Annotated in this window: 16 protein-coding genes; 10 read left to right on the top strand and 6 right to left on the bottom strand. The window is 68.1% G+C overall.

Going from position 1 to position 19,356, the window contains the following annotated elements:
* The first annotated feature begins 1 nt into the window (after position 1).
* Positions 2 to 1,213, top strand: a complete 1,212-nt coding sequence (locus ACGFNP_RS08000; RefSeq protein WP_393316104.1) for an FAD-dependent oxidoreductase — start codon at positions 2 to 4, stop codon at positions 1,211 to 1,213.
* Positions 1,214 to 1,661: 448 nt separating this feature from the next.
* On the opposite strand, the gene ACGFNP_RS07995 is transcribed toward ACGFNP_RS08000, so the two are convergent.
* Together ACGFNP_RS07995 and ACGFNP_RS07990 are read right to left on the bottom strand one after the other, a co-directional pair.
* Positions 1,662 to 3,047 (bottom strand): glycoside hydrolase family 6 protein, encoded by a 1,386-nt coding sequence (locus ACGFNP_RS07995; RefSeq protein WP_358318744.1) that lies wholly within the window; start codon positions 3,045 to 3,047, stop codon positions 1,662 to 1,664.
* Between the two features lie 29 nt (positions 3,048 to 3,076).
* A complete protein-coding gene (locus ACGFNP_RS07990) occupies positions 3,077 to 5,266 on the bottom strand; it encodes a glycoside hydrolase family 9 protein (RefSeq protein WP_393316101.1) in 2,190 nt (729 codons plus the stop codon).
* 295 nt (positions 5,267 to 5,561) lie between these two features.
* On the opposite strand from ACGFNP_RS07990, the gene ACGFNP_RS07985 reads away from it, so the two are divergent.
* The 7 genes from ACGFNP_RS07985 to ACGFNP_RS07955 all read left to right on the top strand — a co-directional run bounded on the left by ACGFNP_RS07985 (position 5,562) and on the right by ACGFNP_RS07955 (position 12,969).
* The gene (locus tag ACGFNP_RS07985) at positions 5,562 to 6,845 is read left to right on the top strand and encodes an ABC transporter substrate-binding protein (RefSeq protein ID WP_393316098.1); all 1,284 of its coding nucleotides are present in this window, start codon (positions 5,562 to 5,564) and stop codon (positions 6,843 to 6,845) included.
* Positions 6,832 to 7,782: a carbohydrate ABC transporter permease gene (locus ACGFNP_RS07980; RefSeq protein WP_393316095.1), complete on the top strand. Its 951-nt coding sequence runs from the start codon at positions 6,832 to 6,834 to the stop codon at positions 7,780 to 7,782. Before ACGFNP_RS07985 ends, ACGFNP_RS07980 begins: the two co-directional genes overlap by 14 nt.
* A 2-nt stretch (positions 7,783 to 7,784) precedes the next feature.
* On the top strand, positions 7,785 to 8,606 hold the full coding sequence (locus ACGFNP_RS07975) for a carbohydrate ABC transporter permease (RefSeq protein ID WP_358318748.1): 822 nt from the start codon (positions 7,785 to 7,787) through the stop codon (positions 8,604 to 8,606).
* Positions 8,603 to 9,937 (top strand): GH1 family beta-glucosidase, encoded by a 1,335-nt coding sequence (locus ACGFNP_RS07970; protein ID WP_393316092.1) that lies wholly within the window; start codon positions 8,603 to 8,605, stop codon positions 9,935 to 9,937. The genes ACGFNP_RS07975 and ACGFNP_RS07970 overlap by 4 nt, the downstream gene beginning before the upstream one ends.
* Positions 9,934 to 10,926, top strand: coding sequence for a LacI family DNA-binding transcriptional regulator (locus ACGFNP_RS07965; RefSeq protein ID WP_358318750.1), 993 nt, complete (start codon positions 9,934 to 9,936; stop codon positions 10,924 to 10,926). The genes ACGFNP_RS07970 and ACGFNP_RS07965 overlap by 4 nt, the downstream gene beginning before the upstream one ends.
* Positions 10,923 to 11,885: an aldo/keto reductase family protein gene (locus ACGFNP_RS07960; protein ID WP_358318751.1), complete on the top strand. Its 963-nt coding sequence runs from the start codon at positions 10,923 to 10,925 to the stop codon at positions 11,883 to 11,885. Before ACGFNP_RS07965 ends, ACGFNP_RS07960 begins: the two co-directional genes overlap by 4 nt.
* 82 nt (positions 11,886 to 11,967) lie before the next feature.
* Entirely contained in the window at positions 11,968 to 12,969 is a 1,002-nt protein-coding gene (locus ACGFNP_RS07955; RefSeq protein WP_358318752.1) for a LacI family DNA-binding transcriptional regulator, read from the top strand.
* 215 nt (positions 12,970 to 13,184) lie between these two features.
* On the opposite strand, the gene ACGFNP_RS07950 is transcribed toward ACGFNP_RS07955, so the two are convergent.
* The 3 genes from ACGFNP_RS07950 to ACGFNP_RS07940 are packed head-to-tail and all read right to left on the bottom strand — an operon-like array spanning position 13,185 to position 15,543.
* Entirely contained in the window at positions 13,185 to 14,093 is a 909-nt protein-coding gene (locus ACGFNP_RS07950; RefSeq protein WP_393316088.1) for a carbon-nitrogen hydrolase family protein, read from the bottom strand.
* Entirely contained in the window at positions 14,090 to 14,593 is a 504-nt protein-coding gene (locus ACGFNP_RS07945) for a hypothetical protein (protein WP_393316085.1), read from the bottom strand. Before ACGFNP_RS07945 ends, ACGFNP_RS07950 begins: the two co-directional genes overlap by 4 nt.
* Positions 14,594 to 14,595: 2 nt before the next feature.
* Positions 14,596 to 15,543, bottom strand: a complete 948-nt coding sequence (locus ACGFNP_RS07940; RefSeq protein ID WP_393316082.1) for an SIS domain-containing protein — start codon at positions 15,541 to 15,543, stop codon at positions 14,596 to 14,598.
* Between the two features lie 52 nt (positions 15,544 to 15,595).
* Between ACGFNP_RS07940 and ACGFNP_RS07935 the strand changes: the two genes are divergently transcribed.
* Positions 15,596 to 17,191, top strand: a complete 1,596-nt coding sequence (locus ACGFNP_RS07935) for a PLP-dependent aminotransferase family protein (RefSeq protein ID WP_393316079.1) — start codon at positions 15,596 to 15,598, stop codon at positions 17,189 to 17,191.
* A gap of 454 nt (positions 17,192 to 17,645) precedes the next feature.
* Complete coding sequence (locus tag ACGFNP_RS07930; RefSeq protein ID WP_393316076.1) at positions 17,646 to 18,905, top strand: serine hydrolase domain-containing protein; 1,260 nt, start codon at positions 17,646 to 17,648, stop codon at positions 18,903 to 18,905.
* A 72-nt stretch (positions 18,906 to 18,977) separates the two neighbouring features.
* Here the strand turns inward: ACGFNP_RS07930 and ACGFNP_RS07925 are convergent, their stop codons facing one another.
* Positions 18,978 to 19,283 (bottom strand): transposase, encoded by a 306-nt coding sequence (locus ACGFNP_RS07925; protein WP_393316621.1) that lies wholly within the window; start codon positions 19,281 to 19,283, stop codon positions 18,978 to 18,980.
* Positions 19,284 to 19,356: the final 73 nt, after the last annotated feature.

Genomic DNA, 19,356 nt, shown 5'->3' with positions numbered 1-19,356 from the left:
CATGCGTGCACAGTGTTGTGTCGTCGGGGGCGGCCCGGCGGGAATGATGGCCGGGCTGCTGCTGGCCCGTCAGGGCGTGGAGGTGATCGTGCTGGAGAAGCACGCGGACTTCCTGCGCGACTTCCGCGGCGACACCGTCCACCCCTCCACCCTGGAGTTGATCGCCGAGCTGGGGTGGATCGAGGAGTTCCTCAGCCTCCCGCACACCAAGATGCCCCACGTGACGGTCAACATGGGCGGCAAGGACGTCACCTTCGCCGATTTCAGCAGGTTGAAGGTGCGCTGCCCCTACATCGCGTTCATGCCGCAGTGGGACGTACTGGACTTTCTGGCCGACAAGGCCACCGCCTACCCCTCCTTCCGCCTCCTGCGCCGTGCCGAGGTGAGGGAGCTCCTCACCGAGCGGGGGCGGGTGACCGGTGTCCTGGCCGACACCGAGGACGGGCCCGTGGAGGTACGGGCCAACCTGGTGATCGGGGCGGACGGCCGCCACTCCACGGTACGGGCGCGGGCGGACCTGGCTCCCGTGAACGACTCTCCGCCCATGGACGTGCTGTGGTTTCGCCTGCCGCGCCGGGCGGAGGATCGGGTGCCCTTCTTCCAGGGCGGCAAGGGAGCGTTGATCTCGATCGACCGGGGCGACTACTGGCAGATCGCCTACGCGGTTCCCGCGACCGCCTTCGCCGAGCTCAAGGCCGCCGGGCTGCCCGCGTTCCGGGACAGGGTGGCGGAGCTGGCACCCGCCCTGCGCGACCGCACCCGGCAGATCGACGACTGGGAGGCGGTCCACCAGCTGACCGTCCAGGTCAACCGGCTCACCCGATGGCATCGGCCGGGAGTGCTGTGCATCGGCGACGCCGCCCACGCCATGTCGCCCGCGGGCGGCGTGGGCATCAACCTGGCCGTGCAGGACGCGGTGGCCACCGCCAACCTGCTGGGTCCGCTTCTCGCCCGAGGCGGCGTACCAGAGGATGTCGAGCTGGCCCGGGTGCAGTCGCGCAGACAACGCGCCGCGCGGGTGACCCAGGCTTTCCAGCTCGGCATCCTGAGGGACCTCTATCCCAAGGACCTGGGCGACGACACGACCCAGCACGTGCCGCCGATCTTCACAGCGTTCCGGACGCTGCCGCCGCTGCGTCACCTCATGGGCCGCTTCATCGGGATGGGCGTCCGCCCCGAGCACATCGCCGAGGCCGCCACCACGGCGCGGTGAACGGCTATCGCATCAGCTCCCGGCCAAGCGGTCAGGCGATGCAGCCTTTCACGTCGTCGTGACCCGTCTGACGGGATCTCACAACGCGGGCCGGTCGATCAGCGGCGGATGCAGGCGAGGGCCGGCCTCGGTGCAACCACGGGATCACCGCGGCCGGCAGCTCGATGATGGCCGCACCGTGGCGTACCGATCGATCGGCGCGGCCTCAACACCGGAGCGCTCTCGCAGCACCACCGCCCAGGCCGCAGCCATTCGCACGGCTGCGGCCTTCAGCTTCGAGAAGGTCCACTCTTGCGGGCCACGCCCGACGTCACAGTTGGCGTGGCCTTTCCTGCGACGCTTTCGTCGTGTTGGGGTGCCCAGGTCTTCGACGTAGCCGGCGGCGATGTCGTCAGGTGCAGGTAGCGGTCATCGGCGTGGCCGAGGCCGCATTCGAGTTCGGCTGGTACTACGTGCCGTCGATCAGCCGAATGGCGAGGTCCGGGCTGAACGTCCCGGCGGGCACGTTCGGCGCGATGCCGCAGTTGCCGTCCGAGTCGCCGGGGACCTTGACCCAGAGCAGCATCTCGCCGCCACCGCCGATCTGCGTCGTGGCGCCGAGCTTGCGGCCCGATGGGTTGCACCATTCGCCGTTGGAGCCGTTGCCGTTGCGGCTGGTGTCGATCACGAACTTGGCGGTGCCGCCGAGCGCGGAGTTGATCGCGTTCCCGTATGTGGCCGACTGGCTGGTGGTGTAGTAGTTGGAGACGTTGACCGAGAATCCGCGGACGTTCGCGACGCCCACGCTCTGCAGCCGGGAGGCCATGGTCGCCGGCGCGGTCCAGCCGGCGTTGCCGGCGTCGAGGTAAGCCCAGGTGTTGGCGGCCTTGTCGCGGAACTGTTCGGTTGCGTAGGTCAGCATGCGGATGCGCTCCTGCCGCGCGGTCTCGCTCATGCAGTCGAAGTCTCCGAGGGAGTCGGGCTCGATGACGACGACCGCGGGTCGGTTGCCGATGCCGGAGGCGAACGCGGAGATCCAGGTCTTGTACGCCGCTTCGCTACCGGCGCCGCCGCCGGAGTGACCGCCGCACGCGTCGCGACCGGGGATGTTGTACGCGACCAGGATCGGCAGTTTGTCGGCGCTGTCGGCGGCGCCCACGAAGCCGGAGACAGCGGCGGTGATGTCGCCGCTCCAGCTACCGAACCACCGGGCCATCGGCTTGGAGGCGATAGAGGACTGGATGCGGGTCGCGCGGGAGTCGCCGGAGTTGTTGCGCACCCAGACGGCGGGGTTGGAGTTGGGGTCGACGTAGAAACCACTCGTCATGCCGATCGGCCCGGACCCCGACGTCGTCTCGGTGAGGGAGACGTTGTCGAGGTGGACGGTGTGGGCGGCGTTCTTGCCGAGTTGGAACGACACCTGTCCGGCCGCCGTGCTCAGGCTGGAGGTGAAGGGGAAGCTGAAGCGCTTGCTCGTCGTGGTGAGCGCGATCGTCTGCGTCAGGGTGTTGGTGTACGGGCTGTCGGCCAGTTGCACGGTGGTGACCGCGCTGACCGAGGCGGAGGCGACGGCGTCGAACGACAGCGTGTAGGCCTTGCCGCTGGTCAGGGTGATGTTGTTCTGGGCCACCATGGCGTCCCACGGGTTGGCCGTGCCGCCGGTCACGTTGACGCGCAGCCGTCCCGTGTCCACCGCCATGGAGGTGTTGGACGAGTTCCACCATGGGGCGGTGGAGGTGCTGAAGGTGCCGTTGACCACCAGCTCGGTCGCGGCGGTTGCGGGTGTGGCGACGGCCACCGACAGGGCGGTCGCCGTTGCGGCCGTGATCGCCGCCAACCGGGTTAATACTCGCATGTACTGCTTTCCTTTCTTAGGGACCCCTGTCACAGGGAGTCAGTGAAAGCGGCGATCCAGGCAAGGGATGAGTTCCAGTTGATCGCCACCTCGTTGGTGGACCAGGAGCCGATGTCGTCGATGTAGCACTTGGCGGGCGTACAGCCGGCGAGGTTGCGCTGGGCGACCGGGTCCTGGAGGCCGGAATTGGGCCCTCCGGCCAGGGAACCGGGGGCGGGGGTGGGAAGGCTCGGGTCGATCTGGTGGGCCCAGAATCGGTGGTGCTGGTTGTGGCTGGCCCGTTCGCCGTACCCGGTGACGTAGGACTGGTTGAGCGCGTTGCGCCCGAGCAGATAGTCCATCGACTCCAGGACCGCTTCGCGGTAGCGGCGGTCGCGGGTGAGGTCGTAGGCCGTCGCCATGATCATTGCGCTGTTGGTGGTGGCGCTGGTCGAGCCCCAGACGTACTTGCCGTCGGCCGGCAGGTAGGGGTTGGCGTAGCCCTGAGCGTTCATGTCGCGTACGTAGCGGCCGGCGACGGACAGCACCCGCTTGCGTGCGGCGGCGGACATGGCGGCCGGGAACCGGCCGGGCAGCCGGGCGACGGTCAGGTCGGCCAGCGCGCCGGTCGACTGCCAGGAGAACCCGTCCGCGGTCAGTTTCGTGGTGACGAAGGGCAGGTAGGAGCGCTTCCCGGTGGTCGCGTACAGTTCGGCGGCGGCCCAGGAGAACTCGTCGGAGACGTCGGTGTCGTCGTAGGCGCCCCCGCCCTCGCCTCCGGGTGGTGCATAAAGGTCGGGATGTGCACGGGCCGCCCGCCAAGCGGTCTCGGCGGCCTCAAGGCAACGTCGGGCGAACGCGCGGTCCCATGTCCTCCAGATCCGGGCACACTGGGCGCCGGCTGCGGCAAGGTTGAGCGTCGCGGCGGTGGAGGGCGGGTAGAGGTAGCGCGGCTGCGCGTCCAGGTGCGGGATCGTCGGATGTCCGGTCCACGCGGCGTCGTGCATCTTGTGGTGGACCAGGCCGCTGGCGGGCACCTGCATGCGAAGCAGGAACTCCACCTCCCAGCGGGCCTCGTCGAGCACGTCCGGGACGCCGTTGCCAGCCTCGGGGATGCGCAGCAGGCCGTCGCGCGTCCCCTTCAGATCGTTCTGCCCGCGCGAGCGCTCGTAGAGGTCCATGAGCTGCCAGGCGGCGAGGGCGCCGTTCACCACGTACTTGCCGTGGTCGCCCGCGTCGTACCAGCCTCCGCGTACGTCCAGCGTGTGGTCGCAGGTGCCCGGCAGGCACGGGACGCGGGTGTCTCCCTGGTTGGGCGCGACGCCGAGGTGCCCGGCCGGCCTGGCATAGGTGTCGCCGACGTATGCGGCCTCGATCGGGATGCCGCTGCGGTTGTGGTAGAAGTACGCCAGTGCGTCCCTGCGCAGCCCGTCGTACAGGTCGTCGCCGATCTCGAACGGCAGGCTGACCTGGTCGCCGACCGCGAGCGTATAGCCGGTGCCCGCCTTGCGGACGGACGAGAAGTCGGCCACGTGGACATGGTCGCCGGACATCGCGTCGGCACCGTGCACTCGGGTGCGCCCCTGGGCCACGGCTGCGCCGCGCTTGTCGAGCAGCCGCCATTCCAGCGGCTCCGTCCCGGGGTTGACGATCGTGGCGCGCTTGGGGCCTGAGGTCGCGTAGCCGTGCTGGTTGACCCGCACCGGCGAGCCCAGGTCCCGGACGCCGCCCGGCGGGAGCACCCCGCCGACCAGGGAGATCTCGTCCAGGCACACCGTGTACGGCTCCGTGGCGCCGCCCATCTGGAAGGTCACCTGTCCGTGCGAGTCCGAGACGTTCGACGTCGCGGTGTACTCGAACGTGCGCGGCGTGGCCGTCAGCTCGGGCCGCTGGTCCAGAGGGGTGGTGTACGGAGGGCCGGCGAGCTGGACGGTGGTGCGGATGGTGACGTCCCGGCTGGCGGAGGCGGTGAAGCGGAGCGTGTACGGCTGGCCGTCCTCCAACGGGACGTCGTTCTGGCCGATCATGGAGTCCCACGGGTTCGTGGTCCCGGCCGGGACGTCGGCGCACAGTCGGCCCGATTCGACGCGTGACGGGGTGTTCTGGCTGCTCCACCAAGGGTCTTTGCCGCTGTCGAAGCCGCTGTTCAGGAGTCTTTCGTAGGAGTCGGCGTGCGCGGGGGTCGCGAGGCCGGCGAGGAGGAGGACACAGGCCGCGGACAGCCTGAGTGTGGCGGACATACCGGGACCTTTCAGGTCGCTGGACAGATCGTCCCCGGCACACCGCGGCGTCAGTGCCGAATCTTCTGCCAGGGCACCGCGAGCTGTCAACTGTTTCGCAGAGATTGAACCTTGCTCTCGTCGCCCCCTTCTCAGCGGTGCGACAATCCCCTAACATCGGCTGGGAGCGCTCCCAATTATGTCCGGAAAAAGCTCTGGAACACTGGCACAATCCGCGGCGTCAACGCAGGTAGTTGCGTGTATCCAGTGCCTCCATCCGCTCTGGAACCGCTCCCGGAAGCAGGGGAGAAATGACATGACGACACGGCTGGCGCGGCCACTGATCGCCGCCGCCCTCACCGGCCTGCTCGCGGCGTGCGGCGCCGGCGCACAGACGCAGGACGCCGCGACGCAGGGAAAGACCACCCTGGTGGTCAAGACCTTCAGCGAGTTCGGCTACGAGGAGCTGTACAAGCAGTACGAGGCCGCTCATCCCGGAATAACGATCAAGCAGGAGAGCATCGCCCAGCTCGGTGACTACCTGCCCAAGCTGCAGCAGTGGATGGCCTCGGGCAGCGGAGCCGGAGACATTGTCGCGCTGGAGGAGGGCATCCTCATCCAGTTCATGGCCAAGCCCGAGCAGTTCGTGAACCTTCTCGACCACGGAGCCGGGTCGCTGAAGGCCGATTTCCTGGAATGGAAGTGGAAGCAGGCGCTCACGAACGACGGTGCCAAACTCGTCGGGCTCGGCACAGATGTCGGCGCGCAAGGCATGTGCTACCGGACAGACCTGCTGGCCAAGGCCGGACTGCCCGCCGATCGTGAGAAGGTCGGTGAGCTCTGGCCGACCTGGGACGCTTACCTTGCCACCGGGCAGAAGTTCGCTCAGGCCAAGACGGGAGCGCACTTCTTCGACTCGGCCGGGGGCATCTATCAGAACATCCTGATGCAGCAGGGCGACCACACCTACTACGACACCTCCAACAACCTGGTGATCGACACCAATCCCGGAGTGAAGGCCGCCTGGGACCAGGCGGTCAAGATGGTCCAGGGCGGACTGTCGGCGAATCTCGCGCAGTGGAGCCCGCAGTGGAACGCCGGGTTCAAGAAGGGCACCTTCGCCACCATCCCGTGCCCGTCCTGGATGCTCGGCGTCATCGAGGAGCAGGCGGGGCCGGAGAACGCCGGCAAGTGGGATGTGGCGCGCGTGCCAGGCGACGGAGCCGTTCGCGGTGGCTCGTTCCTCGCGGTGCCGACGCAGAGCAAGCACCAGAAGGAAGCGGCCGAACTGGTGAAGTTCCTCACCAGCCCGAAGGGGCAGATCGCGGCGTTCAAGGCCAAGAGCAACTTCCCCTCGTCGCCGCAGGCCATCGACGACCCGGCGGTGCAGGGCTTCGTCAACGACTACTTCAACAACGCTCCCGTCGGGAAGATCTTCGGAGCGAGCGCGAAGGCGCTCAAGCCGGTCTACCTGGGGCCGAACAACAACCCGGTCGGTGACCGCGTCGGCAACGCGCTGACGGCCGTCGAGCAGGGCAAGCTCCAGCCGGACGAGGCGTGGGCCAAGGCTGTCGAGGACGCCAAGCGTGCTGCGAAGTAGCAAGGTGTCATCCGCTTCGCACGCGAGGTCGCACGCGAGGTCGCGGGCGGGGCTGCTGTCCCGCCTCGACCTGGTGGGCTCGCCCTACCTCTTCGTGGCGCCGTTTTTCGTGATCTTCGCGGTCTTCGGGCTCTTCCCGCTGCTGTACACCGCGTGGGTCTCGCTGCATGACTGGGACCTGGCAGGGGACGCGGGCTTCGTCGGGCTGGCGAACTACGCGGATCTGTTCGCCGACCCCGACTTCTGGAACGCGGTCGTCAATACCCTTGGCATGTTCGTGCTGGCCACGGTGCCGCAGTTGCTTCTGGCACTGGTCGTGGCGAGCCTGCTCAACCAGCGGCTGCGTGCGCTGACGTTCTTCCGGATGGGAGTGCTCGCGCCGATCGTCACCTCGGTGGCCGCGGTGGGCATCGTGTTCAGCCAGATCTTCGACCGCGACGCCGGCATGGCCAACGGCCTGCTCGCCCTGCTGGGCATGGACCCGGTGGACTGGCGGGCGGACAAGTGGTCGTCCTGGCTGGCGATCTCGGTCATGGTCGATTGGCGATGGACCGGCTACAACGCGCTGATCTTCCTGGCCGCGATGCAGTCGGTACCGCGCGACGTGTACGAGGCGGCGGCCATCGACGGTGCCTCCAGGGTCAGGCAGTTCTGGGGCATCACGGTGCCGCTGATCCGGCCGGCGATCCTGTTCGCTGTGATCATCTCGACGATCGGCGGCATGCAGCTGTTCACCGAGCCGCTCATCTTCGGCCAGGGCGCCTACGCCATCTCCGGCGGCAGTCTGCGGCAGTTCCAGACCGTGGCCATGTACATGTTCGAGAAGGCCTTCAGAGACTTCGACTACGGCTATGGCTCGGCCGTCGCCTGGATGATCTTCCTGCTCATTGTGGTCTTCGCTCTGGTCAACTTCCTGGTCACGCGGAGAGCGAGATAGCCATGCGAACCTCAGGCCCTCTGGTCTACCTCACCCTGCTGGCGGCGATCGCGCTGTCGGTCTTCCCGATCTACTGGCTGTTCGTCGTCGCCACCCGGGCCAACGACGTCGTCGGTGACTGGCCGCCGCCGCTCACCCCGGGCGGCAACCTGGGCGAGAACGTCACGCGGCTCTTCGCGGCCGAGGACGCCAATTTCCTGCTGGGAATGGTCAACTCCGCGATCGCTTCCATCACCGTGACCGTATCGGTGGTGTTCTTCTGCTCGCTGGCCGGCTTCGCGTTCGCCAAGCTGCGCTTCCGCGGCAGAAACGCGCTCTTGCTCGTCATCCTGGCCACGATGATGATCCCGGTCCAGATGGGCATCATCCCGCTCTACATGATCATGGTGGAGCTCGGCTGGCAGAACCGGCTGCAGGCGGTCATCGTGCCGTTCCTGGTCTCGGCGTTCGGTGTCTTCCTGATGCGGCAGTACGCCGAGCGGGCCGTCCCCGACGAGTTGGTCGAGGCGGCACGGGTGGACGGCTGCTCGACCTTCGGCATCTTCTGGAAGGTCGTGCTGCCCGCTCTACGGCCGGGCGCCGCCGTGCTGGGACTGTTCACCTTCATGGGCACCTGGAACGAGTTCCTGTGGCCGCTGGCCGTTCTGGAGGCCGACAACCCGACCGTTCAGTTCTCGCTCAGCCAGTTGTCCAGCACCTACTACACCGACTACACGCTCATGTTCTCCGGGACGCTGATCGCCACGCTCCCGCTGCTGTTCGTCTTCATCGCATTCGGCCGCCAGATCATCGGCGGCATCATGGAAGGAGCCGTCAAGGCGTGAACACGTTCGATCCTGGCTTTCTCTGGGGGGCCGCCACCTCGAGCTACCAGATCGAGGGGGCGGCCGCCGAGGACGGACGCGAGCCTTCGATCTGGGATGTCTTCGCCGCGCAGCCCGGCAACGTGCGCGACGGCGACACCGGTGACGTCGCCGCCGACCATTACCACCGCTACCGCGACGACGTCGCCCTCATGGCCGAGCTCGGCCTGCGCGCCTACCGTTTCTCCGTGGCCTGGCCGCGGGTGCAGCCGCGCGGATCGGGAGCCGTCAACCAGCGCGGCCTGGACTTCTACCGGCGCCTTGTGGACGAGCTGCTGAGCCGCGGGATCCAGCCGTGGCCGACGCTGTACCACTGGGACCTGCCCCAGCCGCTGGAGGACGCCGGTGGCTGGCCCGCGCGGGACACGGCCCTGCGCTTCGCCGACTACGCCGCCGCCGTGCACGACGCGCTGGCCGACAGGGTGACGAACTGGACCACGCTCAACGAGCCCTGGTGCTCGGCCTTCCTCGGGTACGCCACCGGAGAGCACGCGCCCGGTCGGCGTGAGCCTGCCGCCGCCATCCGTGCCGTGCACCACCTGCTGCTCGGTCACGGCATGGCCGCCGACGCCATGAGCGGCTCACGGGTCGGCATCACGCTGAACCCCGCCCAGGTGAGCCCGGCCACCGGTTCGGCCGAGGACCTGGACGCCGCGCGCCGCATCGACGGCGTGGCCAACCGGATCTTCCTGGACCCGCTGTTCCGGGCCGCATACCCAGCGGACGTGGTCGAAGACCTGACCGAGGTGACCGGCTTCGAGCACGTCCATGACGGCGACCTGAAGGTGATCGCCGCACCGCTGGACTTCCTCGGCGTCAACTACTACACCCCGGCCATCGTCTCCGGCGACGGTTCCGCCCACACGGCGGGCAAGCCGAGCCCATACGTCGGGTCGGAGACGGTGCGATTCGTGGACGGCGGGCGGCCGCGGACCACCATGGGATGGGAGGTCGACGAGAGCGGGCTGTCCGACCTGCTCGTGCGGCTCGCCCGCGACTACTCGGTGACCGCCCTCTACGTCACCGAGAACGGCGCGGCCTACGACGACCAGGTGCACGACGCCGACCGGATCGCCTACCTCGATGGCCACCTGCGCGCCTGCCACGACGCCGTGGCGCAGGGAGTGCCGCTGCGCGGCTATTTCGCCTGGTCTCTGCTGGACAACTTCGAGTGGGCGTACGGGTACTCCCAGCGGTTCGGCCTGGTTCACGTCGACTTCGCCACGCAGCGCCGTACCTCCAAGGACAGCGCGCGCTGGTACGCCGAGGTGATCAGGCGCGGTGGGTTGTGAGACCCACGATCGAGCAGGTGGCCGCGCACGCGGGGGTCGGCCGGAGCACGGTCTCCCGCGTGCTCAACGGCTCCTCCAAGGTACGCCCGAAGACCAGGGTCACCGTGCAGAAGGCCATCGAGGAGTTGCGCTACACCCCCAATCGAGCCGCGCGTTCGCTGGTCACCCGGCGCACGGACACCGTCGCGCTGGTCATCTCAGAGTCTCCCGAGCGGGTTTTCAGCGACCCGTTCTTCGCGGGCGTGGTACGCGGCATCGCGGCGCAGCTGACGTCGTCCGGCAAGCAGTTGCTGATGACCATGGCTCGGTCGAGCAGCGAGCGGTCAGCCTTGGAGGCCTATCTCGGGGGCGGCCACGTGGACGGGGTCCTGCTGCTCTCGCTGCACCATGAGGATCCGCTCCCGTCCCACCTGGGAGAGCTCGGCCTCCCGGCGGTGCTGGGCGGCAGGCCGCTCGATCCCGCTCTCGCCGCTCATGTCGTGGACGTGGACAACCAGGCGGGAGCGTACCTGGCGGTGCGGCACCTGGTCGAGCGGGGACGGCGCCGGATCGCGACCATCACGGGACCGATGGACATGCTCGTCAGCGTCCACCGGCTGGGGGGCTACCGTGATGGCCTGACCACCTCCGGGATCGAGGAGAGTTCCGATCTCGTGGCGGGCGGGGACTTCAGCGAGCGGAGCGGTGCCGTTGCCATGCGGGCACTGCTGGCCCGCAGGCCCGACCTTGACGCGGTCTTCGCCGCCTCCGACCTGATGGCCCTGGGCGCGCTGCGGGTGCTGCGTGAGGCCGGCCGCGCCGACGTAGCCGTCGTGGGCTTCGACGACTCGCCACTCGCCGAGCAGGCCGGGCTCACCTCGGTCCATCAGCCGGTCCAGGAGATGGGCCGGGAGATGGTCCGCCTGCTGCTCATGTTGATCGGCGGCGGGGCACCGAGCCGATCGGTCCTCGTCCTCACCCCACACCTCGCGACAAGGGAGACTTCATGAAATTTCGTCATCTTGGGCACAGCGGGCTCATGGTCAGTGAGATCGCCTACGGCAACTGGCTCACTGAGGACACCGTAGAGTCCTGCGTGCACGCCGCCCTCGACGCCGGGATCACCACGTTCGACACCGCCGACGCCTATGCCGAGACCCGCGCCGAGGAGGTGCTCGGCCAGGCGCTGCGGGGCGTCCGCCGCGACTCGGTGGAGATCCTCACCAAGATCTACTGGCCCACCGGCCCCGGCCCCAACGACCGCGGCCTGTCCCGCAAGCACATCATCCGCTCGATCGACGGCTCCCTGCGCCGTCTCGGCACCGACTACGTGGATCTCTACCAGGCGCACCGCTACGACTACGCCACCCCCTTGGAAGAGACCCTGCGGGCCTTCGACGACCTGGTGCGAAGCGGCAAGGTCCTGTACGTCGGCGTCTCCGACTGGACGGCGGATCAGCTCGCCGACGCGCTGCGAATCGCCGACGACCTGGGCCTGGACCGGATCGTGTCCAACCAGCCGCAGTACAACATGCTGCGCAGGGTCATCGAACCAGAGATCCTCCCGCTGTGCGCCAAGGAAGGTGTCGGCCAGCTCGTCTACCAGCCGATGGCCCAGGGCGTGCTGGCTGGGCGCTACTCCCCTGGCCAGGCGCCGCCCGCCGAGGCGCGCAAGGAGTTCGTGGGCCGCCTGCTCACCGACGACATCCTGACGCGCGTGGAGCGGCTCCGCCCGATCGCGGCGGACCTCGGGCTGACCATGGCGCAACTGGCGATCGCCTGGGTGCTGCGCGGCCTGGAGATCTCGGCCGCGATCGTCGGCGGCTCGCGGCCCGAGCAGGTGCGCGACAGCGCGGCGGCATCCGGGGCGACCCTCGGAGACGACGTGCTCGACGCGATCGACGAGATCTTGGACGGCGTGGTGGAACGCGTGGCCGACGGGCCCTTCAGCCCCCTCACCAGGGCCTGATCACCGTTGGGAGCGCTCACAGACTGGAAGCCTGATAACCTCCACATGACCAGCACGTACACACTTGGGAGCGCTCCTAAAAATGACGGATCGGCAGCCGACGCTGGACGAGGTGGCCCAGCGGGCGGGCGTGTCCAGGGGCACGGTGTCCCGGGTGATCAACAACGCCCCGCATGTTAGCCGGGCCGCGCGGCAGGCTGTGGAGCGGGCCGTCAAGGATCTGGGCTACGTACCCAACGTCGCCGCCCGCTCCCTGGCCACCCAGCGCAGTGGCGCGGTCGTGCTGGCGGTCTCCAGCGACGACCAGGCCCTGTTCACCAACCCCTTCTTCGCCGAGGTCATCGTCGGGGTGAACGCCGCCCTGGAGGAGACCGACCTTGAGCTGCTGCTGATCCTGGCCGCCTCCGAGCGCGGCAGGAACCGGCTGGCCCGTGTCCTGCAGTCACGCAGGGCCGACGGTGTCATGCTGCTGGCCCTGCGGGAAAACGACCCTCTGGCGAAGGTGGCCGCCGAAGGCGGCGTCCCCGTGGTCCACGGCGGACGCTCCCTGGGCGGCTCCCACCACTGGTACGTGGACGCCGACAACCGCGACGGCGCGCGCCAGGCGGCCGAATACCTGATCTCCACCGGCCGCACCAGGATCGCGACCATCACCGGGCCGCTCGACATGCACGTCGGCGTATCCCGCTACCTGGGCTTCCGCGAGGCGTTGGCACTGGCAGGACTCGGGGCCGAGCGGGTCGCGCACGGCGACTTCACGGAGGCGAGCGGAGCCGCCGCGATGGCTCGCCTGCTGACCGACCATCCGGACCTCGACGCCGTGCTGGTCGCCTCCGACGAGATGGCCGTGGGCGCGCTCGGCGTGCTGAAAGAGCACGGCCGGGCCGTACCCGGCGAGATCGCGGTCGTGGGGTTCGACGACGTGGTGACCGCCCGGCACACCCATCCCACCCTCACCACGGTGCGCCAGCCCATCAAGGCCCTCGGCCGCGAGATGATCCGCATGCTGCTCGCCCTGATCCGCGGCGAGGAGCCCACCCCACTCATCCTCCCCACCGAACTGGTCATCCGCGAATCCGCCTGAATCCGTACCAGGGAGCCCCGAAGGGTAAGTGCAGGTTCGCTGTGCTGGGCTTCTGCGACGCCGGGCGAGACGGCTCCGGTGGCAGGAGGAGTGAACGAAGTCACCGTCCGGTGAGCCGGATCGCCCGTGGTGCACGAGCACCGACCTCCCGCAAGAGCTTGCTGCCGATGACGTTGTGGTCGATCCTGCCGGCGAGAGCGGCGGACGCATTTCTCCTATGACTCTGGTGGAGAGGTACGGAACTGGAAGATGTCGGGGCGTGCGTAGTGGCCGACGACATCCAGGTCGAGGTAAGCGCCGTCGAGCACGGCGAGGTCGATGTCGGCGACGAGCATGTCCTGCTTGCCGAAGGACGGCCCGGTGAGCACGCGTCCGAAGGGGTCCACGATGCAACTGCCCCCTTGGATGATCCCTGAGGCCGCGCCGGCCGGATCGGCCGCGGGGAAGTCGTGCGGATAGTCGTTCCTGCCGGCGAACTGGTTGGCCGAGAGCACGAAGCAACGGCCCTCGACGGCGATGTGCCGCATGGTCGACGTCCATACGTCGCGATCGTCCACTGTGGGCGCGCAATAGATCTGCACGCCCCGCTCGTAGAGGGCGGTGCGGTAGAGCGGCATGTAGCTTTCCCAGCAGATGGCCAGGCCGATGCGCCCGATGTCCGTGTCTGTGACGATGACGTCGCGTGCGTCGCCGCGTCCCCAGATCACGCGTTCGGTTCCCGTGGGTACGAGCTTGCGGTGGCGAGCCAGCAGCGTGCCGTCGGGTGCGAACAACAGCGCCGAGCAGTACAAGGTACGGCCAGAGCGTTCGATGATGCCGACGACCACGTGGACTCCATGGGCCGCCACAGCGGCGCTGATCTCCTCGAACGCCTCACCAGGGATCTCGACTGCCGATCTGCGGTACCGCGCGAACAGCGCGCGTCCCTGGTCGTCGCGCCGTCCCACGCTCGCACCGAAGGTCGAGCCCTTGGGGTAGCCGCCGATGAACGCCTCGGGGAACACCACGAGGTGCGTTCCCTCAGCCGCCGCCTGCGCCAGGAGGTCTCGGAAACGGTGCAGTGTCTCCGGCAGATCGAAGAGGCGGGGCGCGGCCTGGACGACGGCGACGCGTCGTGTCGTCATGACGCGGTCTTCTCGGTGACAGGTCCCGATGTGAGATACCCGGAAAGGTCTGGAGCTGCGGGGCGCTCCAGGACGTACCTGATCCAGGCTCGCCGTTCGTGGTCGATGGCCTGCAGTTCCCAGACGCAGGCCGTGGGCCCCTCCGGCGGTACGGGCCGCAGGTTCGTCGTGCCCAGGTCGGCACGCCATAGCCGCTCGTACAGGATGTCGGCCTCCCACCAGCACACGAGCACCCACAGTGCCTCAGTGCCACGATGCAGGATCAGGAATCCGGCGCCCAGGCCTGTCCCGGATCGCGTGGGTTGCGGCAGGTCCCGCTCGGCCGCCTCAAGCGCGGCTTCGATCTCGGCATCGCCGGGAAGCTCGCTGCCGGCCGCGATGGCGATGAGCTTCAGTCGCCAGCCCGCACGCTCAGTGACCCCGAGCCATTCGGTCCTACGCGGCCGGTACGGCTCCGTCGGCAGCGGGAGGGGGTTCGAGAAAATCGGCGAAGGGGCCATGGTCACAACGTCAATTCGGTCATGGCCGACATCCACGGTTCCACCCCGCCGTGGAGGGTGTCGGGATCAGTGCCGCGTATCCGGGCGAGCTCCGCGGTGAGCCGCTGCAAGGGCACGATGGACGTGAAGGGGCGCATCCACGGATCAACCGGTGCGAACCTAAGGTCTGCGTCGTCCTCGCCGCTGATCCACACGGTCGCGCCGAGCTTGGCCAGCAGTGCCCGCAGCGTTTTCGTCCGTCCTTGGTCGTCAGCGCGTGGCGTGATGCTGATGACGTTCATTCCGGCGCGGAAGGCGGCGGGTGTGCCATGCAGGGAGAATTCCGTGGACATCGCCTCCGTCCACAGACGAGCCCCTTCTTTGATCTTGAGTGCGGCCTCGGCCGCGGTAATCGCGTCGAGATCGAAGCCGACCAGCAGCAACGGCTCACTGGCGGCGCAGCCCTCGGCGACCTGGATCGGAGCGGGCTCAGCCAGGGTCAGCTTCAGCGCCTCGGGCACGGTCCCCAGCGCTGCCGCGAACCGCTCCCGATGCGGCCCTTCCAGACCGGCCACCATCCCGCCCAGCACGGCCAGCGACGACAGGTAGGAAACGGTGAAGGTACCGGCCGTCTCATTGGGGCACGTACGCGCGACGACGTCGGCGGGCTGATCAGGCGCATCCGCCCCCACGATCGCGATCGTGGCGGCACCGGCCGCGCGTGCCTTGTCGAGCGCGGCGCTCGGATACCGCTTGTAACCGCGATGGCTGATCACCACCACTTGATCCTCGGCGGTCAGCGGATAGCACAGCGCCAGGTCGTGCGCGTCGACTGCCGCCGCTCGGATACGGCCACCGGAGACGTGCCACGTCCACGCCGCGGCGATTCGCGCGGCGTGCAGCGAGGTGCCGATTCCCGTGAAGATGATCGGCCGGCCTCCATCGAGGCGAGGCGAGTCGACGATGAGCAATTTCGCGACCATGTCCGGCTGTGCGGCGATCTGGTCGTCCAGAGCGAACCTCATGGGCGAGACCGTACGCATAAAGTGGTCAACCCAACAGGTCCACTTATACGCGATGGAGCAGTCCACTATCGTGCCTCGCCCACCGGCCACTTTCTCGCCCCTGGTCATTCCACTCGCCCAAGAGAGCGGAAGGCCCCTACGCTGGCGGCTGCACCAGGGGTTCAGGGCGGCTATTTTGAACGGGCAGTTCGAACCGGGCGCTCGCCTGCCATCCACCCGTACGCTCGCCAACTCTCTCGGCATTTCCCGCTCGACTGTGGTGGAGGCGTTCGACCAACTCGCGGCCGAGGGCTTCATCGAGCGCCGGATCGGGTCTGGCACCTATGTCAGTCCTCAGCTCTCCGGTTTGGGCGCGGGCGGCCGAGCTGAACGCCCGCCGAGTGCCGATCCGCACCGCCGACCGGCGCGGCGGATGCGTCTGGCGTCAGCCGCCCCCACCTCGCTGAGCGAGACGTTTGCGGGCCGGTCAGCGGAGGACCGGCCGATGGCGTTCACTCCCTGCGAACCCGATGTGGAGCTGTTTCCGCATCGGCTGTGGGCGAGGATGCTGGCGCGGCACGCCCGCGCACCGATGTCATGGAGCGCCTCGCCCGCCCCCGCTGGACTGCTCGACCTGCGGCAGGCACTCGCGGCGCACCTCACACTCTCGCGTGGGGTCACGGCCGATCCTGATCGGATCATCGTGGTGTCCGGTGCGCGACAGGCCATCTTCCTCTGCGCTCATGCGCTGCTCGATCCCGGCGACGACGTGTGGTGTGAGGACCCCGGCTACCCCGAGGCGCGAACGGCTCTGGCTTTCGCCGGGGCGAACGTCGTACCCGTGCCGATCGACGACGGGGGGATCGACGTGAACGCGGCGGAACGCCTGGCACCACGTGCGCGCGCCGCCTACGTGATGCCTTCTCACCAACTCCCGACCGGCATCGTCATGAGGCTCCGGCGGCGCCTGCAGCTACTTGACTGGGCCGCGCGCAACGATGCGTGGATCCTGGAGGATGACTACGACAGCGAATTCTGCTACGACAACCGGCCGCTGACCGCCCTGCAGGGCCTCGACGATCACCAATCGGTCGTGTACATCGGCACCCTCAACAAAGTCACCTTCCCGGGTCTGGGCCTGGGCTACGTGGTGGCGCCCGCCGCCATCGCAGACGCGCTCGCCTCGGCCGCCGTCACGATGTCGCTGTCCGTGCCGCTCGCGGTGCAGGCCGCCGCCGCGGACTTCATCTCCGAAGGACACCTCGCCCAGCACATCACGCGAATGCGCGGCGTGTACGGCGAGCGCCAGCGGCTCCTCATCGACGAACTCGACCGCCAGCTCGGCGACGCCATCCGCCCGGAGCCGATATCCGTGGGCATGCACGTCCTGGCCGCACTGCACGGCATCTCCGCCCAGGAGATCGCCGCGCGTGGCGCCGCTCGAGGTTTGGACCTTCGCCCGCTGTCCGGCTACGCCGAGACCTCCATACCCGGCAACGCGATCGTCCTGGGATACACCCACCTCCCACAGGAGCGGATCCGATCGGCGGTACGCGTCCTCGCTCAAACCCTGGCCGACGCCCATGCTGCCGTATCCCAGCGGCCGATCACGTGACCGGGTGGCGGTTGAAGAGCACGCCCGGTAGAGATCGCAGCCCGAGGAAAACACGCGCAGACAGCGCTCGCACCCGCGTGGTACGACATTGACAGCGACCGGCATGGAGACCCGTCGCCGGGCGCGTTCTCGCCTGCCCACCTGCGGGTGTCACGTTGCTGTATATCGGTGACCCATCCGAGGCGCACGACTACTTCGCTCGCGCGGCCGAGTCGCTCGTCGCACCGCGCGAGCGGGTGCGGCGGGCGATCGTGCCGACCGATCAGGCCCTCGCCCGCATCCGCCTCGACGATCCGCGAGGCCACCTGTTCGTTGTAGGTCGCGCCTTTCTCGGCGGCCGCGGCTGCGGCGGTGGCCTCGGCGTGGCCCAACCCTCAAGAAGGCTGCGGAAACGCCGAGGAAACGACCTGCGCGCTTACATCCCTCGCAGATCGTTTCTCGTGAAAGGATTTCCATGGCGTTGTCACATCCCTCACTTGGCCACGACCCTTCGCGCCGTTCCGCACTCGGGTTCCTGGGAGCAGTTCCGCTGGCGGCCGGTGGCCTGCTGGCCGCGCAGGGAACCGCCGACCTTTCATCAGGTTCTGGCCGGATCCCCAAGGATCTGCGTCCTGGAGGCGCGTTCGATCGGCACATCAAAGAACTGGCGGACAAGGACGAGTTCTCCGGCACCGTGATGATCGCGCACCGCGGCCGTCAGGTCCTGGCCCGCGCCTACGGGTGGGCGGACAAGGAAGGCAAGGTCCCGAACAAGGTCGACACCATCTACGCTCTGGCCTCGTCCTCCAAGCCGTTCACCGGGCTGGCTGTGGTGCAGCTCGTCCAGCAGGGCAAGCTCAAGTTCTACGACCTGGTGAGCAAGCATCTGGATGGCCTGCCGACGAAAATGGCCGAAAGCATCACCGTGCACCATCTCCTGACGCACACCAGTGGCCTGGGCGACGCCCGGCGCGCCGGCGAGAAGCCGCCGCCAGAGAAGATCCACAACAGCTACGCGGAGCAGATGGCGGACTTCTGGGCGAATCTGAAAACATTCGAACTGGAGTTCAATCCCGGAACGAAGAAGGCCTACAGCAGTATGGGCTACACGCTGCTCGGCGAACTCGTGGCGAAGGTCTCCGGCAAGTCGTTCCAGGACTACGTCCACCAGAACATTTTCCTCCCGGCCGACATGGAGGACTCCGCCTACTACAACCGCAGCCAGTGGCTGGCCGATGAGCGCATCGCCCATCCGTACATGTATCAGAAGGACGGCACGCGGGTTGACGCCGTCCGCAACCTCGACAAGGGCTCCGTCTACGGCGACGCCGGCCAAGGCAGCAACTCGGCACGGGGATGGATGGGGACAGGCGGTGGCAACGGCTTCTCCAGCGCCCCGGATCTGGTGCGCTTCGCGGTCGCGTTGCAAGGCGGCAAGCTCACCGCACGGCCCTACACCGAGTTGTACATGAACGGAAAGATCTCCGCGAAGCCGCTGAGGGAGGACCCCTCCGGCAGTTCCCTTCGAGGGGAGACCTTCCAGGCGTACGGGCCTGTGGCCGCCACCTACAACAACCAGCGCATCATCACCCACGGAGGTGGTGCGGGCGGCATCTCGACGAGCTGGTCCGTCTACCTCGACATGGACTGGACGGCCGTCATCCTGAGCAACTACGACCTGCAGAGCATCGAGCCGATCATCGCCCTGGAACGACGGCTTATCACCGGCGCATAGCTCCAGTTCCTCAGACCGGGTGGCCCGAAGGTGAGATTCCTCCAGGCCACCCGACCTAAGGGATTCGCGCCATCAGCCCGAGCGATCGCGTGGTGGGCCTTCTCCGCGTCGATCAGCTCGTACTTGGCCAGCGTCATCGATTCTCGGCCGCGAAGAAGGCGGCTGCTCGTCCTGGGCGCTCGCGATCCGATACCGGTTCACCCAGCTGCCCAGAGCGCTGGCGTTGATCCCGAACTCGCGCGCCACCGACGCGACCGTCCGCTCGCCCTCCAGCGCCATGCGGATGGCTTCTTCCTTGAACTCCGGCGCCCCTAGATCCTCGGCGGCGGCCGAGGACTCGCCGCTTGAAGTTCCTCCGCCGTCTCCGGAGCCCCGAATACAATGCGAGCGTAGCGGTAGCGGAATGTAATCATAGCGCTACGGATAGTTATCGTGCGGGTATGAGCCTCGT

This window comes from Nonomuraea sp. NPDC049269, assembly GCF_043197155.1.
In the GTDB taxonomy this organism is placed as follows: domain Bacteria; phylum Actinomycetota; class Actinomycetes; order Streptosporangiales; family Streptosporangiaceae; genus Nonomuraea.
This window is presented reverse-complemented; position numbering and strand designations above follow the sequence as displayed.